At 55.3% G+C, this 20,450-nt stretch carries 16 protein-coding genes, 1 tRNA gene, 2 other RNA genes and 2 pseudogenes; 12 read left to right on the top strand and 9 right to left on the bottom strand.

The annotated features are described in order from the left end of the window. Positions 1 to 83 precede the first annotated feature (83 nt). Positions 84 to 656 (bottom strand): VOC family protein, encoded by a 573-nt coding sequence (locus tag AU509_RS01990; RefSeq protein WP_085653344.1) that lies wholly within the window; start codon positions 654 to 656, stop codon positions 84 to 86. Between the two features lie 661 nt (positions 657 to 1,317). Between AU509_RS01990 and argS the strand changes: the two genes are divergently transcribed. After that, positions 1,318 to 3,048, top strand: coding sequence for an arginine--tRNA ligase (gene argS / locus AU509_RS01985; RefSeq protein WP_094117530.1), 1,731 nt, complete (start codon positions 1,318 to 1,320; stop codon positions 3,046 to 3,048). Positions 3,049 to 3,390: 342 nt separating this feature from the next. Here the strand turns inward: argS and murJ are convergent, their stop codons facing one another. Further along, on the bottom strand, positions 3,391 to 4,926 hold the full coding sequence (murJ, locus tag AU509_RS01980) for a murein biosynthesis integral membrane protein MurJ (RefSeq protein ID WP_094117529.1): 1,536 nt from the start codon (positions 4,924 to 4,926) through the stop codon (positions 3,391 to 3,393). A 187-nt stretch (positions 4,927 to 5,113) separates the two neighbouring features. Beyond that, positions 5,114 to 5,698: a ribosomal protein S5-alanine N-acetyltransferase gene (gene rimJ, locus AU509_RS01975; protein ID WP_094117528.1), complete on the bottom strand. Its 585-nt coding sequence runs from the start codon at positions 5,696 to 5,698 to the stop codon at positions 5,114 to 5,116. A gap of 308 nt (positions 5,699 to 6,006) precedes the next feature. On the opposite strand from rimJ, the pseudogene mdtH reads away from it, so the two are divergent. The 3 genes and pseudogenes from mdtH to AU509_RS01960 all read left to right on the top strand — a co-directional run bounded on the left by mdtH (position 6,007) and on the right by AU509_RS01960 (position 8,738). Then, positions 6,007 to 7,211: pseudogene (gene mdtH / locus AU509_RS01970) on the top strand (multidrug efflux MFS transporter MdtH). A gap of 168 nt (positions 7,212 to 7,379) precedes the next feature. Further along, entirely contained in the window at positions 7,380 to 8,030 is a 651-nt protein-coding gene (gene grxB, locus AU509_RS01965; RefSeq protein ID WP_085653309.1) for a glutaredoxin 2, read from the top strand. Between the two features lie 144 nt (positions 8,031 to 8,174). Further along, a complete protein-coding gene (locus AU509_RS01960; RefSeq protein ID WP_094117527.1) occupies positions 8,175 to 8,738 on the top strand; it encodes a lipoprotein in 564 nt (187 codons plus the stop codon). A gap of 68 nt (positions 8,739 to 8,806) precedes the next feature. Here the strand turns inward: AU509_RS01960 and AU509_RS01955 are convergent, their stop codons facing one another. Further along, positions 8,807 to 9,376, bottom strand: coding sequence for a TorD/DmsD family molecular chaperone (locus AU509_RS01955; protein ID WP_094117526.1), 570 nt, complete (start codon positions 9,374 to 9,376; stop codon positions 8,807 to 8,809). A gap of 31 nt (positions 9,377 to 9,407) precedes the next feature. Beyond that, positions 9,408 to 10,145: a phosphatase gene (locus AU509_RS01950; RefSeq protein WP_085653304.1), complete on the bottom strand. Its 738-nt coding sequence runs from the start codon at positions 10,143 to 10,145 to the stop codon at positions 9,408 to 9,410. Positions 10,146 to 10,483: 338 nt separating this feature from the next. Here AU509_RS01950 and AU509_RS01945 point away from each other — a divergent pair, with 338 nt between their 5' ends. The 4 genes from AU509_RS01945 to AU509_RS01930 all read left to right on the top strand — a co-directional run bounded on the left by AU509_RS01945 (position 10,484) and on the right by AU509_RS01930 (position 12,179). After that, complete coding sequence (locus AU509_RS01945) at positions 10,484 to 11,500, top strand: ParA family protein (protein WP_094117525.1); 1,017 nt, start codon at positions 10,484 to 10,486, stop codon at positions 11,498 to 11,500. A 236-nt stretch (positions 11,501 to 11,736) separates the two neighbouring features. Beyond that, positions 11,737 to 11,826, top strand: a tRNA-Ser gene (locus tag AU509_RS01940). Positions 11,827 to 11,872: 46 nt separating this feature from the next. Then, a non-coding RNA gene (locus tag AU509_RS01935) (RtT sRNA) lies at positions 11,873 to 12,003 on the top strand. Positions 12,004 to 12,049: 46 nt separating this feature from the next. Then, a non-coding RNA gene (locus tag AU509_RS01930) (RtT sRNA) lies at positions 12,050 to 12,179 on the top strand. 66 nt (positions 12,180 to 12,245) lie between these two features. On the opposite strand, the gene AU509_RS01925 is transcribed toward AU509_RS01930, so the two are convergent. Beyond that, positions 12,246 to 12,938: a carbon-nitrogen hydrolase family protein gene (locus AU509_RS01925; protein WP_254901504.1), complete on the bottom strand. Its 693-nt coding sequence runs from the start codon at positions 12,936 to 12,938 to the stop codon at positions 12,246 to 12,248. 131 nt (positions 12,939 to 13,069) lie between these two features. After that, positions 13,070 to 13,201: pseudogene (locus AU509_RS18410) on the bottom strand (carbon-nitrogen hydrolase family protein); the annotation flags it as partial. 112 nt (positions 13,202 to 13,313) lie between these two features. Between AU509_RS18410 and AU509_RS01920 the strand changes: the two are divergent. The 4 genes from AU509_RS01920 (at position 13,314) to yjiA (ending at position 17,956) form a co-directional block, all read left to right on the top strand. Further along, entirely contained in the window at positions 13,314 to 14,240 is a 927-nt protein-coding gene (locus tag AU509_RS01920; RefSeq protein WP_085651676.1) for a LysR family transcriptional regulator, read from the top strand. 334 nt (positions 14,241 to 14,574) lie between these two features. Then, complete coding sequence (locus AU509_RS01915) at positions 14,575 to 16,725, top strand: carbon starvation CstA family protein (protein ID WP_094117524.1); 2,151 nt, start codon at positions 14,575 to 14,577, stop codon at positions 16,723 to 16,725. A 47-nt stretch (positions 16,726 to 16,772) separates the two neighbouring features. Further along, positions 16,773 to 16,976: a YbdD/YjiX family protein gene (locus tag AU509_RS01910; RefSeq protein ID WP_085651674.1), complete on the top strand. Its 204-nt coding sequence runs from the start codon at positions 16,773 to 16,775 to the stop codon at positions 16,974 to 16,976. A gap of 17 nt (positions 16,977 to 16,993) precedes the next feature. Beyond that, on the top strand, positions 16,994 to 17,956 hold the full coding sequence (yjiA, locus tag AU509_RS01905) for a GTPase (RefSeq protein ID WP_094117523.1): 963 nt from the start codon (positions 16,994 to 16,996) through the stop codon (positions 17,954 to 17,956). A gap of 26 nt (positions 17,957 to 17,982) precedes the next feature. Here yjiA and btsR read toward each other — a convergent pair whose 3' ends face one another. Both btsR and AU509_RS01895 read right to left on the bottom strand, forming a co-directional pair. Further along, on the bottom strand, positions 17,983 to 18,702 hold the full coding sequence (gene btsR, locus AU509_RS01900) for a two-component system response regulator BtsR (protein WP_094117522.1): 720 nt from the start codon (positions 18,700 to 18,702) through the stop codon (positions 17,983 to 17,985). Next, positions 18,696 to 20,384, bottom strand: coding sequence for a sensor histidine kinase (locus AU509_RS01895; protein WP_094117521.1), 1,689 nt, complete (start codon positions 20,382 to 20,384; stop codon positions 18,696 to 18,698). Before AU509_RS01895 ends, btsR begins: the two co-directional genes overlap by 7 nt. Positions 20,385 to 20,450 lie beyond the last annotated feature (66 nt).

Below are 20,450 nucleotides of genomic sequence, written 5' to 3'. Positions count from 1 at the left end.
ATGAGTCACTATACTATGGCACCACGTTACCGTTCTTGAGGAGACCAACATCAAAGGATATGAAGTCGCGCACAGTATGGCGTTCAGCGTCCGTCACGCTCGCTCTCGACGATATCCTGCAAGCTGAAAGGATGAAACTTGAGGGTGACGGTGCCGTTGGTGACCGCCAGCGTAGGGTTAGGCAAGCGTTCCTGTTCTCCTTGCGGCTGACTGAATTTAAGACGGATCCCCTGAGTCAGCAGCGCCTCGTCCGGGAGACAGGCCAGTGCGCGCTGATGCAGCGTGGCCGGATCGCCGGGTAAAACGACTTCAACATGCTCCCAGCCTTCATGGGGATAACGTTTGTTCCCCGGCCACGGCAACTCAATGCATGCGATTTGCCAAGGGCCGACCACCACGGGCTGAGACAAGGTAAACAGACAAATGGGCCGGCCATTAATCATGTTTTCTGACAGCAGCGTCGCCCCATGCGCCAGGAGCGCCTCACGCCAGTGCTCCGCCGTCGCGTTTTGGTGGCAACGCAGGGAGATGTGGTCGGCCTCGAATTGCGCGATATCCAATGAAAGCTGTTCGGCGAGTTTGTTCATCTCGGACTCGAAACGAGACAGATCGGCCATTAATGACGCCGGGAGCGGTTGCGATGTATTAGCCGCCATTTTCTTTTCAAATGCCTCCATTAACGTTAAGTGCTTTTTTAATTTACAGAGAGATAGCATCAGCATCCAGTGTTAAACGGAATTGTCAGTCGATTGTCAGTTTTTTGTTTGTTTTTTTATCGTTTAAGATCATCAGTCTGATTAATTAATTAACGAAACCTCGTCATATCCATGATGTTTTTTTGCTTATCGCCAACAATAACCCTGACGTAAATAACCTTCTTAATTGGCTGTTTTTACGCATATTCCTATATTTCATGGGAGTAATCTTAAATACACTTTCGCCCATTGTGAATAAACAATAAAAGGGATAATTTCGTTATTCCAAAAGATATAAAAAGGTCGTTCATCATGTCGCTACTTATTGTATCGGTTTTATTAATTGCATTAGCCGGTTATGCTATCTTTCGTCATCTTAAAAACATGAAAAGCGCACGTTTGGTTACCGACAGACGAAATAAAAAGCGTTAATGCCCCTCTGGTTTTCTCTTTTTTAGATTTATCTGTATGGCCGTTTTCTTTTTATTTCCTCTACGTTTTTTTTACCATGATGCACCATCATCATGCGCTCCCCGATGAGCCTGTGACACCGCAGCTCTGCTGACTCAATCGACCAAATATGGTATAAGCAGGGGCTTAATTTGTAATGTAAGGTAACCCGGTGAATATTCAGGCTCTTCTTTCCGAAAAAGTCCGTCAGGCATTGGTTGCGGCGGGCGCGCCCGCTGACAGCGAAGCGCAGGTTCGCCAATCGGCAAAAGCGCAATTTGGTGATTATCAGGCTAACGGCGTGATGGCCGTGGCTAAAAAATTAGGCATGCCTCCCCGTCAATTGGCGGAAAAAGTGGTTCAGCTGCTGCAGTTGGAAGGAATCGCCGCCAAAACTGAAATCGCCGGTCCCGGCTTCATCAATATCTTCCTCGATCCTCAGTGGCTGGCCGCACAGTTAGAGCAAGTGCTAACCAGTCCGAAACTGGGCGTATCTCCGGTAGAACCGCAAACCATCGTCATCGATTACTCCGCGCCGAACGTGGCCAAAGAGATGCATGTCGGCCACCTGCGTTCCACCATTATCGGCGACGCGGCGGTAAGAACGCTCAAATTCCTCGGCCATAACGTCATCCGCGCTAACCACGTCGGCGACTGGGGCACGCAGTTCGGCATGCTGATCGCGTTTCTGGAGAAAGTGCAGAACGAAAACGCCGGCGAGCTGGAGCTGTCCGACCTCGAAGCGTTCTATCGTGAAGCAAAACAGCATTACGACGCTGATGCAGAGTTTGCCGAACGCGCTCGCGGCTATGTGGTGAAACTGCAGGGCGGCGACGAGTATTGCCGTACCATGTGGCGCAAGCTGGTGGATATCACCATGAGCCAGAACCAGCGCAACTATGACCGCCTCAACGTCACGCTGACCAAAGACGACGTCATGGGCGAAAGCCTGTACAACGACATGCTGCCGGGTATTGTCGCCGATCTGAAGGCCAAAGGTCTGGCAGTCGAAAGCGAAGGCGCCACGGTCGTATTCCTTGATGAATTCAAAAACAAGGAAGGCGATCCAATGGGCGTGATCGTCCAGAAGAAGGACGGCGGCTACCTGTACACGACAACGGACATCGCCTGCGCTAAATATCGCTACGAAACGCTGGGTGCCGATCGCGTTCTTTACTACATCGACTCCCGCCAGCATCAGCATCTGACGCAGGCTTGGACCATCGTCCGCAAAGCAGGCTACATCCCCGAAAGCGTGAGCCTGGAACATCACATGTTCGGGATGATGCTGGGCAAAGACGGCAAGCCATTCAAAACCCGCTCTGGCGGCACCATCAAGCTGGCGGATCTGCTGGATGAAGCCTACGAACGCGCGGTGAAGCTGATTGCCGACAAAAACCCGGAGATGCCGCAGGACAAAGTGGCCGAGCTGGCGAATGTCGTGTCTATCGGCGCAGTGAAATATGCGGACCTCTCCAAGAGCCGCACCACCGACTACGTCTTCGACTGGGACAACATGCTGGCATTCGAAGGCAATACCGCGCCTTACATGCAGTATGCCTACACCCGCGTCGCGTCTATCTTCAAGCGCGCCGGTGTCGATGAAGCCAGCCTGACCCAGCCAATCGTACTGACCAACGAGCGCGAACAGTCGCTGGCAACGCGTCTGTTGCAGTTCGAAGAAGTCATTACGACCGTGGCACGCGACGGTACGCCGCATGTGATGTGCGCTTATCTGTACGATCTGGCCGGTCAGTTCTCCGGTTTCTACGAGCACTGCCCGATCCTGAATGCCGAGAACGAGGCTGAACGCCAGAGCCGTCTGAAACTCGCGATGCTGACTTCCAAGACGCTGAAGCAGGGTCTGGACACGCTGGGCATCCAGACTGTCGAGAAGATGTAACGCTTCCCTCCACGCCGTCTTCCCCAAAGGCGGCGTGTATCCCCCTTCCTTTGCCCAGACCTTATTCAAGCGACTTTGGTACCCAAAGCGCCATCCCCCCATCGCGTTTACCCGGTGAGTGGTGGCGGCGTGTTGCACCCTTCTCTTGTCCCCAACAAATCCAAGCGACGTTGATACCCATCGCCCCATCCCTACCGACAGGGTTTAGCCAGAGAGTGGTATTAAGACCAATATGTCATTTCATTAGGAATGGGTGTGGCGAAGAGAAGCAGGGGCAGTCTGATGAAGGGTTGATACACCCGCGACGAGCGAACCCGCCGAGGGTGTGAATGCTGCTAAGGCTTAGAGGCTGCGGCGCGAGAAATCTTTCGGTCGAAATCCCATCAACGCCAGCGTAACGAAATAAGCCCCGGCGCCAGCGATCACCATCACCATCAACCGCAAGATACGCACCGTCATACCGCCCTGATCCCACGGCGGCATGAACTGGTTTAGCGCCAGCAATGTCCCCGACATCACCACCACCGCCAGCAATAGCCGCACGAGGAAACCGGTCCAGCCCGGTGACGGTTGAAAGATCTGCTGCTTGCGCAACTGCCAAAAAAGCAGCGCGGCGTTGATGCACGAGGCCAGACCAATCGACAACGCCAGTCCGGCATGCTGCAACGGGCCGATGAACGCCAGGTTCATCAGCTGCGTCAGCGCCAACGTCACCAACGCGATCTTCACCGGCGTTTTGATGTCCTGTCGTGCATAAAATCCCGGGACCAGCACTTTCACCACGATCAGCCCCATGAGGCCGATGGAGTACGCCACCAAGGCCCGCTGCGTCATCTCCGCATCAAACGCGCTGAATTTACCGTATTGGAACAACGACACCGTCAGCGGTTTCGCCAACAGCCCCAGCGCCACCGCGCTTGGCAACGCGAGCAGGAAACAGAGTCTTAGTCCCCAGTCCATCAAATGGGAATACTCTTTGTGATTGCCGCTGGCCGCGCTTTTCGACAGCGACGGCAGCAGGATAGTCCCCAAGGCGACGCCCAGCACGCCGGAGGGGAACTCCATCAGGCGGTCGGCGTAATACATCCATGACACCGCGCCCTGACTCAGGAAAGAAGCGAAAATCGTGTTGATGATCAACGAGATCTGACTCACCGACACACCGAGGATCGCCGGTGCCATCAACTTCATGACGCGGGCGACGCTGGGGTCGCGCCATTTGAGCCTCGGTAAGACCAGCATACCGATTTTCTTGAGGTGCGGCAGTTGATAGCCCAGCTGCAACACGCCGCCGACCACCACGGCCCAGGCCAGCGCGAGCACCGGTGGATGAAAGTACGGCGTAGCGAACAGAGCAAAAAAGATCATGCTGACATTGAGCAGCGTCGGCGCAAACGCGGGCACCGAAAAACGGTTCCAGGTATTGAGCACCGATCCGACCATCGACGTTAGCGAAATCAACAAAATATACGGGAACGTAATACGCAGCAGCGAGGAAGTGAGTTCAAAACGGGCTGGCGTTTCGGCAAACCCAGGAGCCGTCACCATAATCACCCAGGGTGCGGCCAGCATGCCAGCAATGGTGACCAGCGTCAGCACCAGCGTCAGCATCCCGGCGATATACGCCAGAAACGTGCGCGTGGCCTCTTCTCCCTGCTGGCTCTTGTGTTCGGCCAGAATGGGGACGAAAGCCTGCGAAAAGGCGCCTTCAGCAAAGATACGACGCAGCAGATTGGGCAGTTTGAAGGCGACATAAAAGGCATCGGTCGCCATACCAGCACCAAAAACGCGGGCGACGATAGCGTCACGCACAAAGCCCAGCAGGCGCGAAAGCATTGTCATTGAACTGACCGCAGCCAGTGATTTAAGTAAATTCATGCGAGTGTTCTGAATACCGGGGAAGAGAATGGCGCAAACAGCCGTCCAGCCGTACACGCCTCTTGGGTGCGCCTAGTCTACGCATTGTGCGGGCAAAAGCTACCGGTTGGTGCCTCTGCTCAGCGCGCTAAGCCGCAGAAGTGACTGAGCACGCTGATTTTTGCGACAGTTCTGAACGCCCGACCCGCTACTTGCGCATGGCCCAGCGCTCGTTGGTCAACGCGGTTAACACGTGGTCCTGCCATTCGCCGTCGATCAGCAGGTAATCCCGGGCATACCCCTCTTTTTCGAAGCCCAGACGCGCCAGCAGTCCGCCGCTGCGGTGATTGTGCGGCATATAGTTGGCCATGATGCGGTGCATACGCTGCTGAACAAACATATAACGCAGGCCCGCGTTCAGCGCCTCGAACATCAACCCCTGCCCCTGCCATTTCTGCCCAAGCGAATAGCCCAGATAACACGCATGGAAAGATCCACGCAGAATATTGCTGAAGTTGGCGACGCCGCGCACTTCGGTTTCGTTCGGATCAAGCAGTAAAAAATAGAACGCGCTGCTTTGCTTGTGCATATCGGTGATCACACTCAAACGCGCCTGCCAGCCCGAAGGATAACAGTGGCTGGCATCTCGCACCGGCTCCCAGGGTTTCAAAAAATCGCGGTTTTCCGAGTAATAATCCGCCAGACGCCAGGCATCACGCTCATGAGCCAGACGTACCACCAGCCGGTCTGTCGTCAAACGGACCGTGGCAGATGTGGAACGATAGCCAAACATTTTTCTTCCCTCAGGTTCGGGGTAATTAATCGATTATGTTTATGGAACCAACCCAACGGCTATCCGCCAGCAATCAGCGGATAAACATAACGTTAAGCTTACTATAAACCGCGTTGACTGCATCAGCGCAACCGCGTAATCACCGGGTTATCGCGCAATTAGCGTACGCTTAGCCCTGCAATTCCCGTCGCCTCGCGACGAGCGGCGTCTGACGATAAAAAAATATTATCTCTATGTCACCTATCGCCATTCATCAATTGGCGAGAGAATGAACGCGTGGTGATTCCTTCTTCTCGTGACGGTGCAACATGCCTTTGATGACGCAGGCGCGCAGCCTGGGTAAATATTTCATTCTGCTTGATAACATGCTGGTGATTTTAGGGTTTTTCGTTGTGTTTCCCCTGATATCCATACGATTCGTCGACCAAATGGGTTGGGCCGCGCTCACGGTCGGCACCGCATTAGGGCTGCGTCAGCTCACCCAGCAGGGGCTGGGGATCTTCGGCGGCGCGATTGCCGACCGGTTCGGCGCCAAACCGATGATTATCACCGGCATGCTGATGCGTTCAGCCGGTTTCATCTGCATGGCGCTGGCTACCACGCCCCTGGTACTGATGCTTTCCTGTTTTCTCTCGGGACTCGGCGGCACGTTGTTCGACCCGCCGCGCACCGCGCTGGTCATTAAGCTAACCCGTCCCAGCGAACGTGGACGTTTCTTCTCCTTGCTGCTGATGCAGGACACGGCGGGATCGGTCACCGGCGCGCTGCTCGGCAGTTGGCTGATGCAATATAATTTCAACGTCGTCTGCTGGGTCGGCGCTTTCATGTTCCTGCTGGCGGCGGGCACGAATGCCTGGTTGCTGCCTGCCTATCGTATTTCCACCACGCGGACGCCCATGCGCGAAGGCATGCTGCGGGTGCTGCGCGACAGCCGTTTTGTGATCTATGTGCTGACGTTGACCGGCTATTTCATGCTGGCGGTGCAGGTTCTGCTGATGATGCCGATCGTCGTAAACGAAGTCGCTGGAACGCCCGCGGCGGTAAAATGGATGTATGCCATCGAAGCCGCGCTCTCTCTGACCTTGCTCTACCCGGTCGCGCGCTGGAGCGAGAAACGTTTCCGACTGGAACAGCGGCTGATGGCCGGACTGTTTATCATGACGCTCAGTCTGTTTCCGATGGGGTTGGCGACGCACCTCAACCTGTTGCTGGTTCTGATCGGCCTATTCTATTTCGGCTCCATCATCGCCGAACCCGCGCGCGAAACGCTGGGTGCTTCGCTGGCCAACGCCCGCGCTCGCGGCAGCTATATGGCTTCAGCCGCATGGGTTTGGCGCTGGGCGGAGCGCTCGGGTACAGCGGCGGCGGCTGGTTGTACGACAGCGGACGCGCGCTCGGTCAACCGGAGCTGCCGTGGTGTATGCTCGGGATCATCGGGCTGATGACGCTGGCCGCGCTTTACTGGCAATTCCATTTGCGGCGAATTGAGCCCGCAATGCTGGGCGATCGCTAATCCCGCCTGGACCTGTCTTTTACCGGGTGCCTTCGCACCCGAATTGATCTCAAGCGAAAAGCCCCCCATACTTTTTCGGTATAGATGCCGCTTTTCACGGCGTGCTCGCAGATGTCCTCATGAATACGGCACCGGCATCGCATTGATCGACTACAAAGGAAGACTGGTATGAAACTTTATATTTACGACCACTGCCCATTTTGCGTGAAAGCCCGCATGATTTTCGGCTTGAAAGATATCCCGGTAAAACTGGAATACCTGCTCAATGATGACGAAAAGACACCTATCTCCATGGTCGGTAAAAAAATGGTCCCCATTCTTCAGAAGGAAGATGGCAGCTTTATGCCAGAGAGTCTGGATATCGTGGAGTATATCGATGCGTATGACGGCAAACCGCTGTTGACCGGCCCGACAAACCCGCAGATTGACGCCTGGCTGCGTAAAGTCTCCGATTACGTGTATCGCCGTCTGGTCATGCCTCGCCTCAGCCGCGCGCCCTTTGAGGAGTTCGCCACGCCTGCCGCACGCGACTACTTCATCAACAAAAAACAGGCGCAGGGCGGCGATTTTGAAGAGCTGATGAGCCACTCCGCCGGGTTGATCAAAAATATCAGCAACGATCTTAAAGATCTCGAACCGCTGATTGTGCAGGCCAACGCCTGCAATGGCGAGCTGTCGCTGGACGATATTCACCTGTTCCCGCTGCTTCGCGCGCTGACCATCGTCAATGGCGTCTCCGTTCCGTCGAAAGTGGCCGACTACCGTGACAACATGGCTAAACAAACCCAGATCCCGCTGCTGAGCGGCATGGCTCAATAAGACTCCTTTCACATACCGGCGCTCAATGTGTCGGTATGTGCTTCACCGTTTCAGGACTTTCCGATTGGCGCTATTCACGCAAAAGCGCACGCTGCCCCGCTATCAGATATCGATAGTTTCAAGGGAATTAATGAGGTTATAACAATGAAAAAATCAGGATGGGCGACACTGGCATTGCTGGGCGGACTGATGCTCAGCGGCTGTAATCAGCTGACCCAGTACACCCTTAGCGAACAGGAAGTGAATCACTATTTGCAGGAACATAACGACTATCAGAAACAGATTGGCGTACCAGGCGTTGTGGATGCACATATCGTCCTGACCGATCTGTCCACGCAGATTGGCCGCGAAGAGCCGGGGAAAGTCACGTTGACCGGCAACGCCAAGGTCGACATTAGCTCCCTGCTGGGCGCGCAGTCCGCGGACATGAAGCTGACGCTCAAAGCGCAGCCGGTGTTCGACAAGGCACAGGGCGCCATTTATCTCAAAGAGATGACGCTGACCGATTACACGGTGCAGCCGGAAAAAATGCAGACGATGTTCAAAACGCTGACGCCGTATCTCAATCAATCGCTGAAAAGCTATTTTGATCAAAAACCCGTCTACGTATTAAATGCTGAGCACAGCACGAAAGAAGCAATGGCCAAGAAACTGGCGAAGGGAATTGAAGTGAAACCCGGTGAGTTGATCATCCAACTGACTGAGTAATGCAACGCTGGCCGTGGCGGATACCGACCACGGCCAGTTTTAGTCATCTGAAAGCATCGTCGGCTCGCTTACTCCTCGCCCTCTTCCGTTTCCGCCAGCTCTTCCCGCATCGCTTCCAGCGCTTCACGCGTCACAATCGCCAGCGCACGGTAAAATCCGGTGGTCGCATGACTTTCGACTTTGCCCAGAAAACGGTCGCTCCACGGCAGCAGGTAGGTATCAAACAACGCGGTCTGCGCCTCGGTCTCATCTTCCTCAGCCTGATCTTCCAGCCATGATGCCGCCAGCAGCAGTCCCCCGAAATGATCGGATGGCCCGTCGCCCAGCGGCATACCACGCTGCTGCAAAAATGCGCGCAATTCCGCTTCCGGAGACGTCGGCGCGTAACCCGAGCGCCAGGGCGTGACCGCCGCGTCTTCACCGGCGAACAGTCGTTGATAATCGGCGCTCAGCGTATCAAGCCCGTCATCTTTCAAACTGGTTTGCATTCGCGTCAATAACGCATCCTGCTCCAGCGGCCATTGCTGGCCTAGCTTACCCTCTTTTACCAGCGTCATGAGAGGGGTCAGCAAGGGATCCTGCGGCTGGCGATAAAACAGTGAGCCCAAAACACGGCACACAATGGAAAATTCATTCATGCGTTAAACCTGTAAATAAAGAGTGACAACGTCACAAAGAGGCCAATTCAGGGATAGCTGGCTTACCGCGCCGTTCCAGAAAATCCAGTACCCGGCGAGGGCTGACATTCAACACGCGTTCCGCCGGGAAATCAACTTCCCGCAAAATACGTTCGCAGTAGGGAAACTCGCCCAATGCAAACGCGACATGACTATCCGATCCCAGCGCAAGATATCCGCCTGCATCACGCACCGCTTCGGCAATCGCCTGACAGTTGGCTTCGCTGCCTTTACGAGAATGGATAAAGGAAGAGTTATTCAGCTCCAGCGCCACGTCATACTTCGCGGCCGCTGCCGCCACCGCCTGAATGTCGATAGGATATTTCGGGTTGCCGGGATGGCTGATGATATGCACGCTGCCCTGCGCCATCGCCGCAATCATCGCCGTGGTGTGCGCCTCTTTATCTCGCGGCGGAAACACCGGCTCGTGAAAGCCTGCGATAATCAGATCCAGACTCTCCAACATCGGCCCCGTGCAGTCGATATCACCATCCAGATTTTTGATGTTGGCCTCGATCCCCCGCAGGATACCGATACCTTCCACCGTCCTCGGCCACACGCGCATATTAATGAAATGCCAAGGATGCGGGGCATCCGCCATATCCGGACCGTGATCCGTGATAGCGAACAGCTGAATATGCTTACGCCTCGCTTCGGCGATGTAATCATGCAGAGTGCTATAGGCGTGGGTGCTGGCTACGGTGTGCATATGTAAATCGACGGGGTACATGGCTTCTCCTGGCGCTAATTTTACGGTGACAGCATACCATCGTTCCCTTCTCCACACAGCTCGCGGGGATAATTGTCACGGTATTTTAACAAATGGAAAACACCTTATAACGCCGTGGGGCTGATTTCATCTGTATTCAATGCAAAGCTCAAAATTTTTATTTGATAGTTGATCTACATCTTTGGGGCTCATGTGAACATCGATTTGCATAGAGCTCCAATAGACCTAAAGAATGAAAAGGACAAAAACGACATCAATTAGTCAAAAATAGACTTTACAATGTCTATTTTTGACGTCATGATAATTCAAAGTTAGTAACTGACCTAAAAGAGGTGTAAATGAACGTTTATTCTTTCTGGAATAACAAGGGTGGTACGGGTAAGACAAGTATAGCTTTTCAGGCTATATGCAAATATGCAGAAGATAATCCCGGCAAAAATATATTGGCCGTAGACTTATGCCCGCAGGCTAACCTGTCGGAGCTTTTATTGGGAGGGCAAGAAGGACATGGAAATAGCAAGCTTTTAATTGCACATGGAAACACTCCAAGAAGAAGTATTGGTGGTTACTTCGATAATAGGCTTTCATCTCCTTTTACGCCGACAGGTTTCACCTCTACTGATTACATACTGAATCCAAACCAAAGCAACAATCAAATTCCAAGTAACATTGATCTTATATCTGGAGATCCACTAGTTGAGCTTCAAGCAATAGCTATGAATACGTTAGCGAACGCTAATTTGCCGGGGGTCAATGCATGGATGTCTGTAATTGATTGGCTTAATGACCTATTGAAGACAACTTCCGGCTACGATGAAGTTTTTATCGACACAAACCCAAGTTTTTCTATGTATACCCAAATTGCACTTGCCGCATCGAATTTCGTAATAATTCCAGTGATGGCTGATGACTCGTCAAGAAGAGCGTTACAAAATGCATTATCTTTGATTTACGGAATAAGCCTTCCTTCACCAATTTATTCAAAATTCACATTTTCATCCCAGATGGCACAAGCAGGTAGAACACTCCCAAAAATTAATCTAGTAGTCAGAAATAGACTTACTCAATACATGGGAGATGCATCTGCTTACCAAGCAGTTTTGAACGGCATCAACACCGATTTGCGAAATGCAATTAAAAATCATCCACAATTTTTTACCTTCTCAAAACCTGAAGATGGTCTAATAAGTGTCCGAGACTTCCAAACTACTGGGGTCGTAGCATTTGCGCGAGGATGCCCTTTTTCGAAGATGAAATCAGGGAAGTTGAGCATCAATGGTCAGCGTATTCAGGTTAAAATGGAGAATCTTAAAAACGTTCGAGCTGCTATTGAAGAGTTGATAAAAAAAATTTAGTTTGTAATTTCCTTTATCCCAACTAAATATAAGCGGGCATATCCTATCCGCGCTATAGGGCCTGCTTAAAGGTTCTCTAGAATGAATCGAGTCAGGAACTACATAGCGCACTTCTGGCCAGTAAAACAGCAAATTGCGTTAACTTTAGCTAATCGCACCATAACAAGGCATAAGTGTGTTGACGCTGCATGGGAATTTCCCTACAGTAGCGCCCGTTGTCTGAGAGGGCAACCACCGGTGAGGTGTCCGAGAGGCTGAAGGAGCACGCCTGGAAAGTGTGTATACGTGAAAACGTATCGAGGGTTCGAATCCCTCCCTCACCGCCATATTCCATAAGAAAGCCTGAGCGAAAGTTCAGGCTTTTTTGTATGCAGAAATCCCCTGGAGGGAGGGTGAGAACCCTCGTCAGGGTTCGACAAAACGGCAACGCCGTTTTGCATGGCCGCCAGGCCACCCGCAGGGCAAGGCGCGCAGCGCCGCAGTGAATCCCTCCCTCACCGCCATATTTACAGAGAAAGCCTGAGCGAAAGTTCAGGCTTTTTTGTATGCAGAAATCCCCTATAGGGAGGGTGAGAACCCTCGCCAGGTTCGACAAAACGGCAACGCCGTTTTGCATGGCCGTCAGGCCACCCGCAGGGCAAGGCGCGCAGCGCCGCAGTGAATCCCTCCCTCACCGCTGAACCGAGATAAAAAGCCTGAATTTATATTCAAGCTTTTCCTTTAACGAAAAACCTCCCACACCGCATTATTTCTTCGATTCGTTCGCCCCATCCCCCACCGTATTCTTATATCGCACCGCGGCGCGGGGCGTTTCATCGACCGTCAATGAGAAAACATCCGGGCGGGCGTAGTGACCGGTAACGTCCATATCGTAGCGGGCTTTGACCAGATCATCGGTATCAATTTCCGCTGTCAGCAGCCCCGCTTTTCCCGTGAACGGGCCAGCCAGCACGGTGCCCATCGGGTCGACAATCAGGCTGCCGCCGTTGATCAGCGGGCGGTGATCGTCCCAGGCCGTGACGCTGATCCCCAACTCGGCGGGCGAGGCCTGAATTTGACAGGCGGTGATCACGAAACAGCGCCCTTCATGAGCGATGTGCCGCATGGAAGCCTGCCAGTTCTCGCGTTCATCCACGGTCGGCGCGCACCAGATCTCCACGCCTTTGCCGTACATGGCCATGCGCAGCGCGGGCATATGGTTTTCCCAGCAAATCGCCGCACCGATCTTCCCGGCCTGTGTGTTGACAACGCTCAGCGTCGAACCGTCCCCCTGCCCCCAAATCAGCCGTTCAGTGCCGGTCGGCATCAGTTTACGATGCTTCCCGACCAGTCCCCCGTCGGGCGTGAAGAACAGCGCGCTGCAATAAAGGGTATTGCCGTCGCGCTCGATGGCGCCCACCACCAGCGACGCGCCGGTGCGGGCGGAGAATCCCGCCAGCGCTTCGCACTCTTCGCCGTTAAGATCGATCGCGTTGTGGTAGTAGCGCGCGTAGGCCTCGCGTCCCTCCGGAAGACGGTAGCCCAGATAGGTGCCGAAAATCTCCCTTTGGGATATCCCCCTAACAGCGCCTCCGGCATCACAACCAGCGCACAGCCGCTGCGCGCTATCTCATCTTCATACGCCAATATCTCCTGCAAGGTCGCCGCTTTTCCTGCGGGTGAAGATCCCAGCTGCAATGCCGCCACAACGGATTTCGCCATACTTTGTTCCCCTGTCATCAATGGTTAATGGCCGCCTCGCTCGTGAGGCGGCATGGGCTTCAGAGTGGCACTGCGCTAGAATGAATAAAAGGCCACTTCGTTGCTGAATACTATGAATGAAATTAATATCGGCTCACTGGATCTGAATTTACTGAAAACCTTCGAGGCGTTGTATGAAGAAGGCAGCGCCAGCCGTGCGGGCGTCAGGCTCGGGTTGACTCAGTCCGCCGTGAGCGCCGCATTGAAACGGCTCAAAACGCTGTATCACGATCCCCTGTTTATCCGCAACGGACGCGGGTTGTCGCCTACGCCCAGAGCCAGAGAACTCCAGCCGTTGGTCAGCGACGCCTTGAATAAATGCCGGGAAACGCTGCTGCTGTTAAACGACGAAACAGCATCGTATGCGGGCCGAACGGTCATCCTGGGTCTGTCGGATGATTTTGAGCTGGCGCTGGGACAACCGCTGTTGCAGAAGTTAAATTTGCAGTCGCCCGGTCTGCGCGTCGTGTTTCGGCAAACTCACAGCCAGATCGCCGCCGATATGCTGCTGCGGCATGAACTGGATTTGGCGCTGACGGCCGGAGGGTTTACCTACTCTTCACTGTCCAAAAGTCATCTGGCGACCGGGGGCTACGCTTGTCTGATCGACTCAACATCGGATGCGCCTTCACCCACGCTCACGCTTGACGAGTTTATTCGCCGCCCGCACCTGCTGGTCTCGCACGGCGGCTATATCGGACTCATGGATGAAAAGCTGACCGAGCTGGGACTCGCCCGTACCGTCGGCGCATCGACCACGCACTTCGCCGCCATCCCCTGGCTGCTGAAAGACAGCGATCTGGTCACGACCATTCCGGCGCACGCGGCCAAAGCCATTGCCGAGAGGGTGCCGACACTGCGCTATGTCCCTTGTCCGTTGACGATGCCGAACTACGCCATTGAGTTAGGATGCCGCCAACCGGCCCTGCGCGACCGGCCGATACTGCGGGTGCGCGAGGCACTGACCGAATTGACGACGGCTTTCGACTGGGCCGGATAGCCGATAAATTGATATTGGTAACACTTTTGATATTTTGTCGCAGGATCTGTGACTCCTCCCGCGACCTGCCTCATCATTTTTATCCCTTTTTATGGGATCGCCCTCACACATTCAAGCCAGCAATAACCTCATAAAGACCACTGGCGCGCGCCCATGACCGCTTAGGGGTGCTATCCCACCGCTCACGCAATTATCCCACCGACCGGCCGCAAAGTTCGCCACGATAGCCGTCAGCATCAACACTGGCTTTCTCTCTAACTCCTAAAACCCATACAGCCTTATTAAAGCAGCCCGTTTCGCTGTTTTACTGGTTCGTCTGACAAGCAGGTTTTGTATGAAAAATAATACGTTCCTCAAACATATTCCCTGGGTCGTCATCGGTATCATCGGCGCGTTTTGCCTTGCAGTCGTCGCCCTGCGTCGGGGCGAAAACGTCAGCGCGCTGTGGATTGTCGTCGCGTCTGTCTCCGTCTATCTGGTGGCGTATCGCTATTACAGCCTATACATCGCCCAGAAAGTCATGAAATTGGACCCGTCGCGCGCGACGCCCGCCGTCATCAACAATGACGGTCTCAACTACGTGCCGACCAACCGCTACGTGCTGTTCGGACATCACTTCGCGGCTATCGCGGGCGCCGGACCGTTAGTGGGACCGGTTCTGGCGGCGCAGATGGGCTACCTTCCCGGTACCCTATGGCTGCTGGCTGGCGTCGTGCTAGCCGGCGCCGTACAAGATTTTATGGTGCTGTTTATCTCCTCTCGCCGTAACGGCGCGTCGCTGGGTGAGATGATAAAGGAAGAGATGGGACGCGTACCGGGCACCATCGCCCTGTTCGGCTGTTTCCTGATCATGATTATCATTCTGGCGGTGCTGGCGCTGATCGTGGTGAAAGCGCTGGCGGAAAGTCCGTGGGGGGTGTTCACCGTATGCTCGACGGTGCCGATCGCGTTGTTCATGGGTATCTACATGCGCTTCCTGCGTCCGGGCCGAGTGGGCGAGGTTTCCGTCATCGGTATCGTACTGCTGGTCGCCTCCATCTGGTTCGGCGGCATCATTGCGCACGATCCGTTCTGGGGACCGGCGCTGACCTTCAAAGACACCACCATCACCTTCACGCTGATTGGCTATGCGTTTGTGTCCGCGCTGCTGCCGGTGTGGCTGATTCTGGCGCCGCGCGACTATCTGGCGACGTTCCTGAAGATTGGGGTCATCGTCGGTCTGGCGGTCGGTATCGTGATCCTGAACCCGGACCTGAAAATGCCCGCCATCACCCAATACGTGGACGGCACCGGCCCGCTGTGGAAAGGCGCGTTGTTCCCCTTCTTGTTCATCACTATCGCCTGCGGCGCGGTCTCCGGCTTCCATGCCCTGATTGCCTCCGGCACCACGCCGAAGCTACTGGCCTGCGAAACGGATGCGCGGTTCATCGGCTACGGCGCCATGCTGATGGAGTCCTTCGTCGCCATCATGGCGCTGGTGGCCGCGTCCATCATTGAGCCGGGCCTTTACTTCGCGATGAACACCCCGCCGTCGGGTCTTGGCATCGTCATGCCGAACCTGCACCAACTGGGGACGGAAAACGCGCCGCTGGTCTTGTCTCAGTTGAAAGAAGTGACCACGCAGGCGGCGGCGACCGTCAGCAGTTGGGGCTTCGTGATTTCACCGGAACAGATCCTGCAGACCGCCAAAGACATTGGTGAACCGTCCGTGCTGAATCGCGCAGGCGGCGCGCCAACCCTGGCGGTGGGCATCGCGCTGGTGTTCCATCAGATCATTCCCGCCGCGGATATGGGCTTCTGGTATCACTTCGGCATTCTGTTTGAGGCGCTGTTTATCCTGACCGCGCTGGATGCGGGTACCCGTTCCGGCCGCTTCATGCTGCAAGACCTGCTGGGCAACTTTATCCCGTTCCTGAAAAAAACCAACTCGCTGCCCGCCGGTATCGTCGGTACGGCAGGCTGCGTGGGTCTGTGGGGCTACCTGCTCTATCAGGGCGTGGTTGATCCGCTGGGCGGAGTGAAGAGCCTGTGGCCGCTGTTCGGTATTTCCAACCAGATGCTGGCCGCGGTCGCGCTGGTGCTGGCCGCCGTCGTGCTGGTGAAAATGAAACGCACGCAGTATCTCTGGGTGCCGCTGGTGCCTGCCACCTGGCTGCTGATATGCACCACCTGGGCGCTGGGCATGAAACTGTTCAGCACCAACCCGCAGATGGAAGGTTTCCTGTTCATGGCGCGGGAGTATAAGGCGCGCATTCTGGCCGGCGGCGAACTGACCGCACAGGAGGTCGCCAACATGAATCACATCGTGATCAACAACTACACCAACGCCGGTCTGAGCATTCTCTTCCTGGTCGTGGTCTACAGTATTATTTTCTACGGTATCCGCACCTGGCTGAACGCCAGAAAAACCGATCAGCGGACGGATAAGGAAACGCCGTACGTCCCCATTCCTGAAGGCGGCGTAAAAACGTCTTCCGGACATTAATGATGCTCAGCTCCGCTTCGGCGGGGCTGAACGCTTAGGAAAACACGATGTTTGATCAATTAGGCAAGGCGTCGAAGTATCTCGGGCAGGCCGCTCGCATGCTGATCGGGATCCCTGACTATGAAACCTATGTCACGCATATGCAGACCAACCATCCGGACAGCCCGATCATGACCTACGAAGAATTTTTCCGTGAGCGTCAGCAGGCGCGTTACGGCGGCGACGGTAAAGGCGGCATGCGCTGCTGCTGACCCAAAGGAGAATCATGATGACCCCCATTCCCGTCACGGTATTAACCGGCTTCCTCGGCGCGGGCAAAACCACGCTGTTGCGCCATATCCTCAACGCCCCCCACGGTTTGAACATCGCCGTCATTGAAAACGAGTTTGGCGATGTCGCTTTCGACGACCAGCTGATCGGCGACCGCGCCACGCAGATCAAAACGCTCAGCAACGGCTGTATTTGCTGCACCCGCTCCAGCGAACTTGAAGATGCGCTGCTCGATCTGCTCGACAGTCGGGACAAGGGCGATATCGCCTTCGACAGACTGATGATCGAGTGCACAGGCATGGCCGATCCCGGCCCGATCATTCAGGCCTTTTTCTCCCATGACAGACTCTGTGAACGCTATTTGCTGGACGGTGTAATCACGTTGGTGGACGCCGTGCATGCCGACGACCAGCTCGACCGTTTCCCGTTAGCGCAATCGCAGATAGGCTACGCCGACCGTCTGCTGTTGACCAAAACCGACCTCATGGGCGACCACTCGGCGCTGACGGAACGCCTGGGCCGGATCAACGCCCGCGCGCCAATTCACCCGGTTACACAGGGTCAGATTGATCTGTCGCATCTGTTCAACACCCGCGGTTTTCTGCTGGACGAACGCGTGGTCGCCGCCAGGCCGGTCTATCGTTTTGCTCCCAACAAGCCGGATGACATCGCCTCCATCGTCGTCACGCTCGACTATCCGGTTTCGCTGGACGCTGTATCTAAAGTCATGGAAGGCCTACTGGCTGGTTTTACCGATAACCTGCTGCGCTACAAAGGGATGCTGTGGATTCAGGATCAGCCTCGCTGTCTGCTGTTTCAGGGCGTGCAGCGCCTGTACAACGCCGACTGGGATCGCGAATGGCAGCCCGAGGAAACGCCGCGCAGCACGCTGATTTTCATCGGCGTACAGCTGCCGGAACAGAACATCCGTCAGGCCTTTGAGAACCTGCGCCCCCAATGACGCCTCGCGGGATGCGCTTTCACCGCTCAGAGACCGAGCGTTTCCTTGAGGTTTTTGAGATAGCGACGGCTGACCGGCACGGTTTGACCGTTGCGCAGCAGCAGCTCCGCCTGCCCGTTGTCTTCCAAACGGATCTCGCTCAGGTGGGCCATATTGACCAGATATTGCCGGTGGCAGCGCAGGAGCGGCGTGCGGTTTTCCAGCGTCCTCAGCGTCAGGTCGGTAAACCCTTCACGACCGCCGTGACTGGTGACATAAACGCCGCTCATGCGGCTGCTGACATAGGCGACGTCCTCCATCTGCAGCAGATAGATACGGCCGCGACCGTTGCAGGGAATAAATTTTAGCGGCGGCTGTTGGTCGGAAAGCACGGAAATATCCTGCTCCTGTCGTTCCTGCCGCAAACGCGTCAGGGTTTTCTGCAATCGCGCGGACTCGATGGGCTTAAGCAGGTAATCAAACGCGTGTTCTTCGAATGCCTTGACCGCGTACTCGTCGAAAGCGGTCAGAAATACCGTGTAGGGCCGATGCTGATGCTCCAGCATGCCCACCATCTCCAGTCCGCTGATACGCGGCATTTGAATGTCGAGAAACATGACGTCGGGACGCAGCGCATGCACGGCGCCGATGGCTTCCACCGCGTTGGCGCACTCGCCGACAATCTCGATATCGCGCTCCTGTTGCAGTAACACCCGCAGGTTTTCCCTCGCCAGCGGTTCATCGTCGACAATCAACACTCTCAACATAAACGCTCCTCCCAAGGCAGCCGCAGGATGATGCGGGTAAACGCGTCCGGCTCACAGGTGACCGTCAGGCCGTAGCCATCGCCGAAACGCGCTCGCAGACGCTTATCCACTAAGCTCATGCCCAGACCGGTTCCCTTCTGGCTGGGTTGATACAGACCGGCGTTATCTTCTATCGCCAAAATCAGATGTTCGTCCTCCCGGCTGGCCCGTATCGTGATTTCGCCGACGCCCAGCAGCTGGGAGGTTCCGTGTTTGATGGCGTTCTCCACAATCGGTTGCAGCGTAAAGGCGGGCAACTTCTGCATCGACAGTTCATCCGGCACTTTCAACTGGACGTTGAGCCGCGACTGAAAGCGCGCCTTTTCGATTTGCAGGTAGGCGTTAACATGATCCAGTTCGTCGGCCAGCGTGACGATCTCCGTCGAACGCTTCAAATTCTTGCGAAAGAAGGTCGACAGGTATTGCACCAGCTGCCCGGCTTTGTCGCTGTCGTGACGGATCACCGCCATCAAGGTATTGAGCGCGTTAAACAGAAAATGCGGATTCACCTGCGCATGCAGCAGTTTGATCTCCGACTGGGCCAGCAACACTTTCTGATCTTCATACTTACCCGCCAGAATTTGCGCCGACAGTAACTGCGCGATCCCCTCGCCCAACGTCCGATTGATCGAGCTGAACAGGCGATGTCGGGCTTCATAGAGTTTAATCGTGCCAATGACGCACTGGTTCTCGCCGCGTAACGGAATGACGAGCGTAGAGCCGAGCTTACACTGCGGATGCAGCGAGCAGCGATACGGCGTTTCGTTACCGTCCGCGTACACAACCTCGCCGGTTTCCAGCGCGCGCCAGGTGTAATCAGAGGAAATGGGCTTGCCGGGCAGATGGTGATCATCGCCGATGCCGGTGAAGGCCAGCAGTTTCTCACGGTCAGTGATCGCCACCGCGCCGATGTCGAGTTCCTGAAACAGCACCTGCGCGACCTTGGTGCTGTTCTCTTCGTTGAAGCCCTGCCGCAATATTCCCTCGGTCGAGGCCGCCACCCGCAGCGCCGTGGCGGAAAACGCCGAGGTGTATTTTTCAAACATCGCGCGCTTATCCAAGAGAATACGCATGAACATCGCCGCGCCGACGGTGTTGGTCACCATCATGGGCGCCGCGATGTTTTGCACCAGCTGCGACGCCTCTTGAAACGGGCGGGCAAGCAGCAGGATGATCGCCATCTGCGTCAGCTCGGCGACCAGCGTGATCGCCCCCGCCGTGAAGGGGCTGAACAGGCTGTCGCTGCGCCCGCGCCGGATCAACACGCTGTGCACCAGCCCGCCTAGCAGACCTTCGGTAATGGTGGAAACCATGCAGCTGAATGCGGTCATCCCGCCCATGGCGTACCGATGGAGACCACCGGTCAGGCCAACCAGCCCGCCGACCACCGGACCGCCCAGCAAGCCGCCCATGACGGCGCCAATCGCGCGCGTGTTGGCGATCGAGTCGTCAATATGCAGGCCCAGATAGGTTCCCATAATGCAGAACATCGAGAAGGTGACGTAACAGAGCAGCTTGTGCGGCAACCGCACGGTGATTTGAATCAGGGGAATAAACAGACGCGTTTTACTCATCAACCAGGCGATGACTAAAAACACACACATTTGCTGCAACAGCAGTAACACCAAATTAAATGCGTACATACCCGGAGGCCGCCAGTTTTCTGTAGGAGTACCTTATCCTGATTCGCACAGGGATTCTTTGAATCG

The sequence above is a fragment of the Lonsdalea britannica genome (assembly GCF_002111595.1).
GTDB classification, from domain to species: domain Bacteria; phylum Pseudomonadota; class Gammaproteobacteria; order Enterobacterales; family Enterobacteriaceae; genus Lonsdalea; species Lonsdalea britannica.
Note: the sequence above shows the minus strand (reverse complement) of the source record. Positions and strands in the feature narration are given on the sequence as shown.

Excerpts from the sequence above, each read along its gene's own strand:
- AU509_RS01990 (WP_085653344.1), bottom strand. The coding sequence starts at position 656 with ATGGCGGCTAATACATCGCAACCGCTCCCGGCGTCATTAATGGCCGAT.
- murJ (WP_094117529.1), bottom strand. The coding sequence starts at position 4,926 with ATGAATTTACTTAAATCACTGGCTGCGGTCAGTTCAATGACAATGCTT.
- rimJ (WP_094117528.1), bottom strand. The coding sequence starts at position 5,698 with ATGTTTGGCTATCGTTCCACATCTGCCACGGTCCGTTTGACGACAGAC.
- grxB (WP_085653309.1), top strand. The coding sequence starts at position 7,380 with ATGAAACTTTATATTTACGACCACTGCCCATTTTGCGTGAAAGCCCGC.
- AU509_RS01960 (WP_094117527.1), top strand. The coding sequence starts at position 8,175 with ATGAAAAAATCAGGATGGGCGACACTGGCATTGCTGGGCGGACTGATG.
- AU509_RS01955 (WP_094117526.1), bottom strand. The coding sequence starts at position 9,376 with ATGAATGAATTTTCCATTGTGTGCCGTGTTTTGGGCTCACTGTTTTAT.
- AU509_RS01950 (WP_085653304.1), bottom strand. The coding sequence starts at position 10,145 with ATGTACCCCGTCGATTTACATATGCACACCGTAGCCAGCACCCACGCC.
- AU509_RS01945 (WP_094117525.1), top strand. The coding sequence starts at position 10,484 with ATGAACGTTTATTCTTTCTGGAATAACAAGGGTGGTACGGGTAAGACA.
- AU509_RS01920 (WP_085651676.1), top strand. The coding sequence starts at position 13,314 with ATGAATGAAATTAATATCGGCTCACTGGATCTGAATTTACTGAAAACC.
- AU509_RS01915 (WP_094117524.1), top strand. The coding sequence starts at position 14,575 with ATGAAAAATAATACGTTCCTCAAACATATTCCCTGGGTCGTCATCGGT.
- AU509_RS01910 (WP_085651674.1), top strand. The coding sequence starts at position 16,773 with ATGTTTGATCAATTAGGCAAGGCGTCGAAGTATCTCGGGCAGGCCGCT.
- yjiA (WP_094117523.1), top strand. The coding sequence starts at position 16,994 with ATGACCCCCATTCCCGTCACGGTATTAACCGGCTTCCTCGGCGCGGGC.
- btsR (WP_094117522.1), bottom strand. The coding sequence starts at position 18,702 with ATGTTGAGAGTGTTGATTGTCGACGATGAACCGCTGGCGAGGGAAAAC.
- AU509_RS01895 (WP_094117521.1), bottom strand. The coding sequence starts at position 20,384 with ATGTACGCATTTAATTTGGTGTTACTGCTGTTGCAGCAAATGTGTGTG.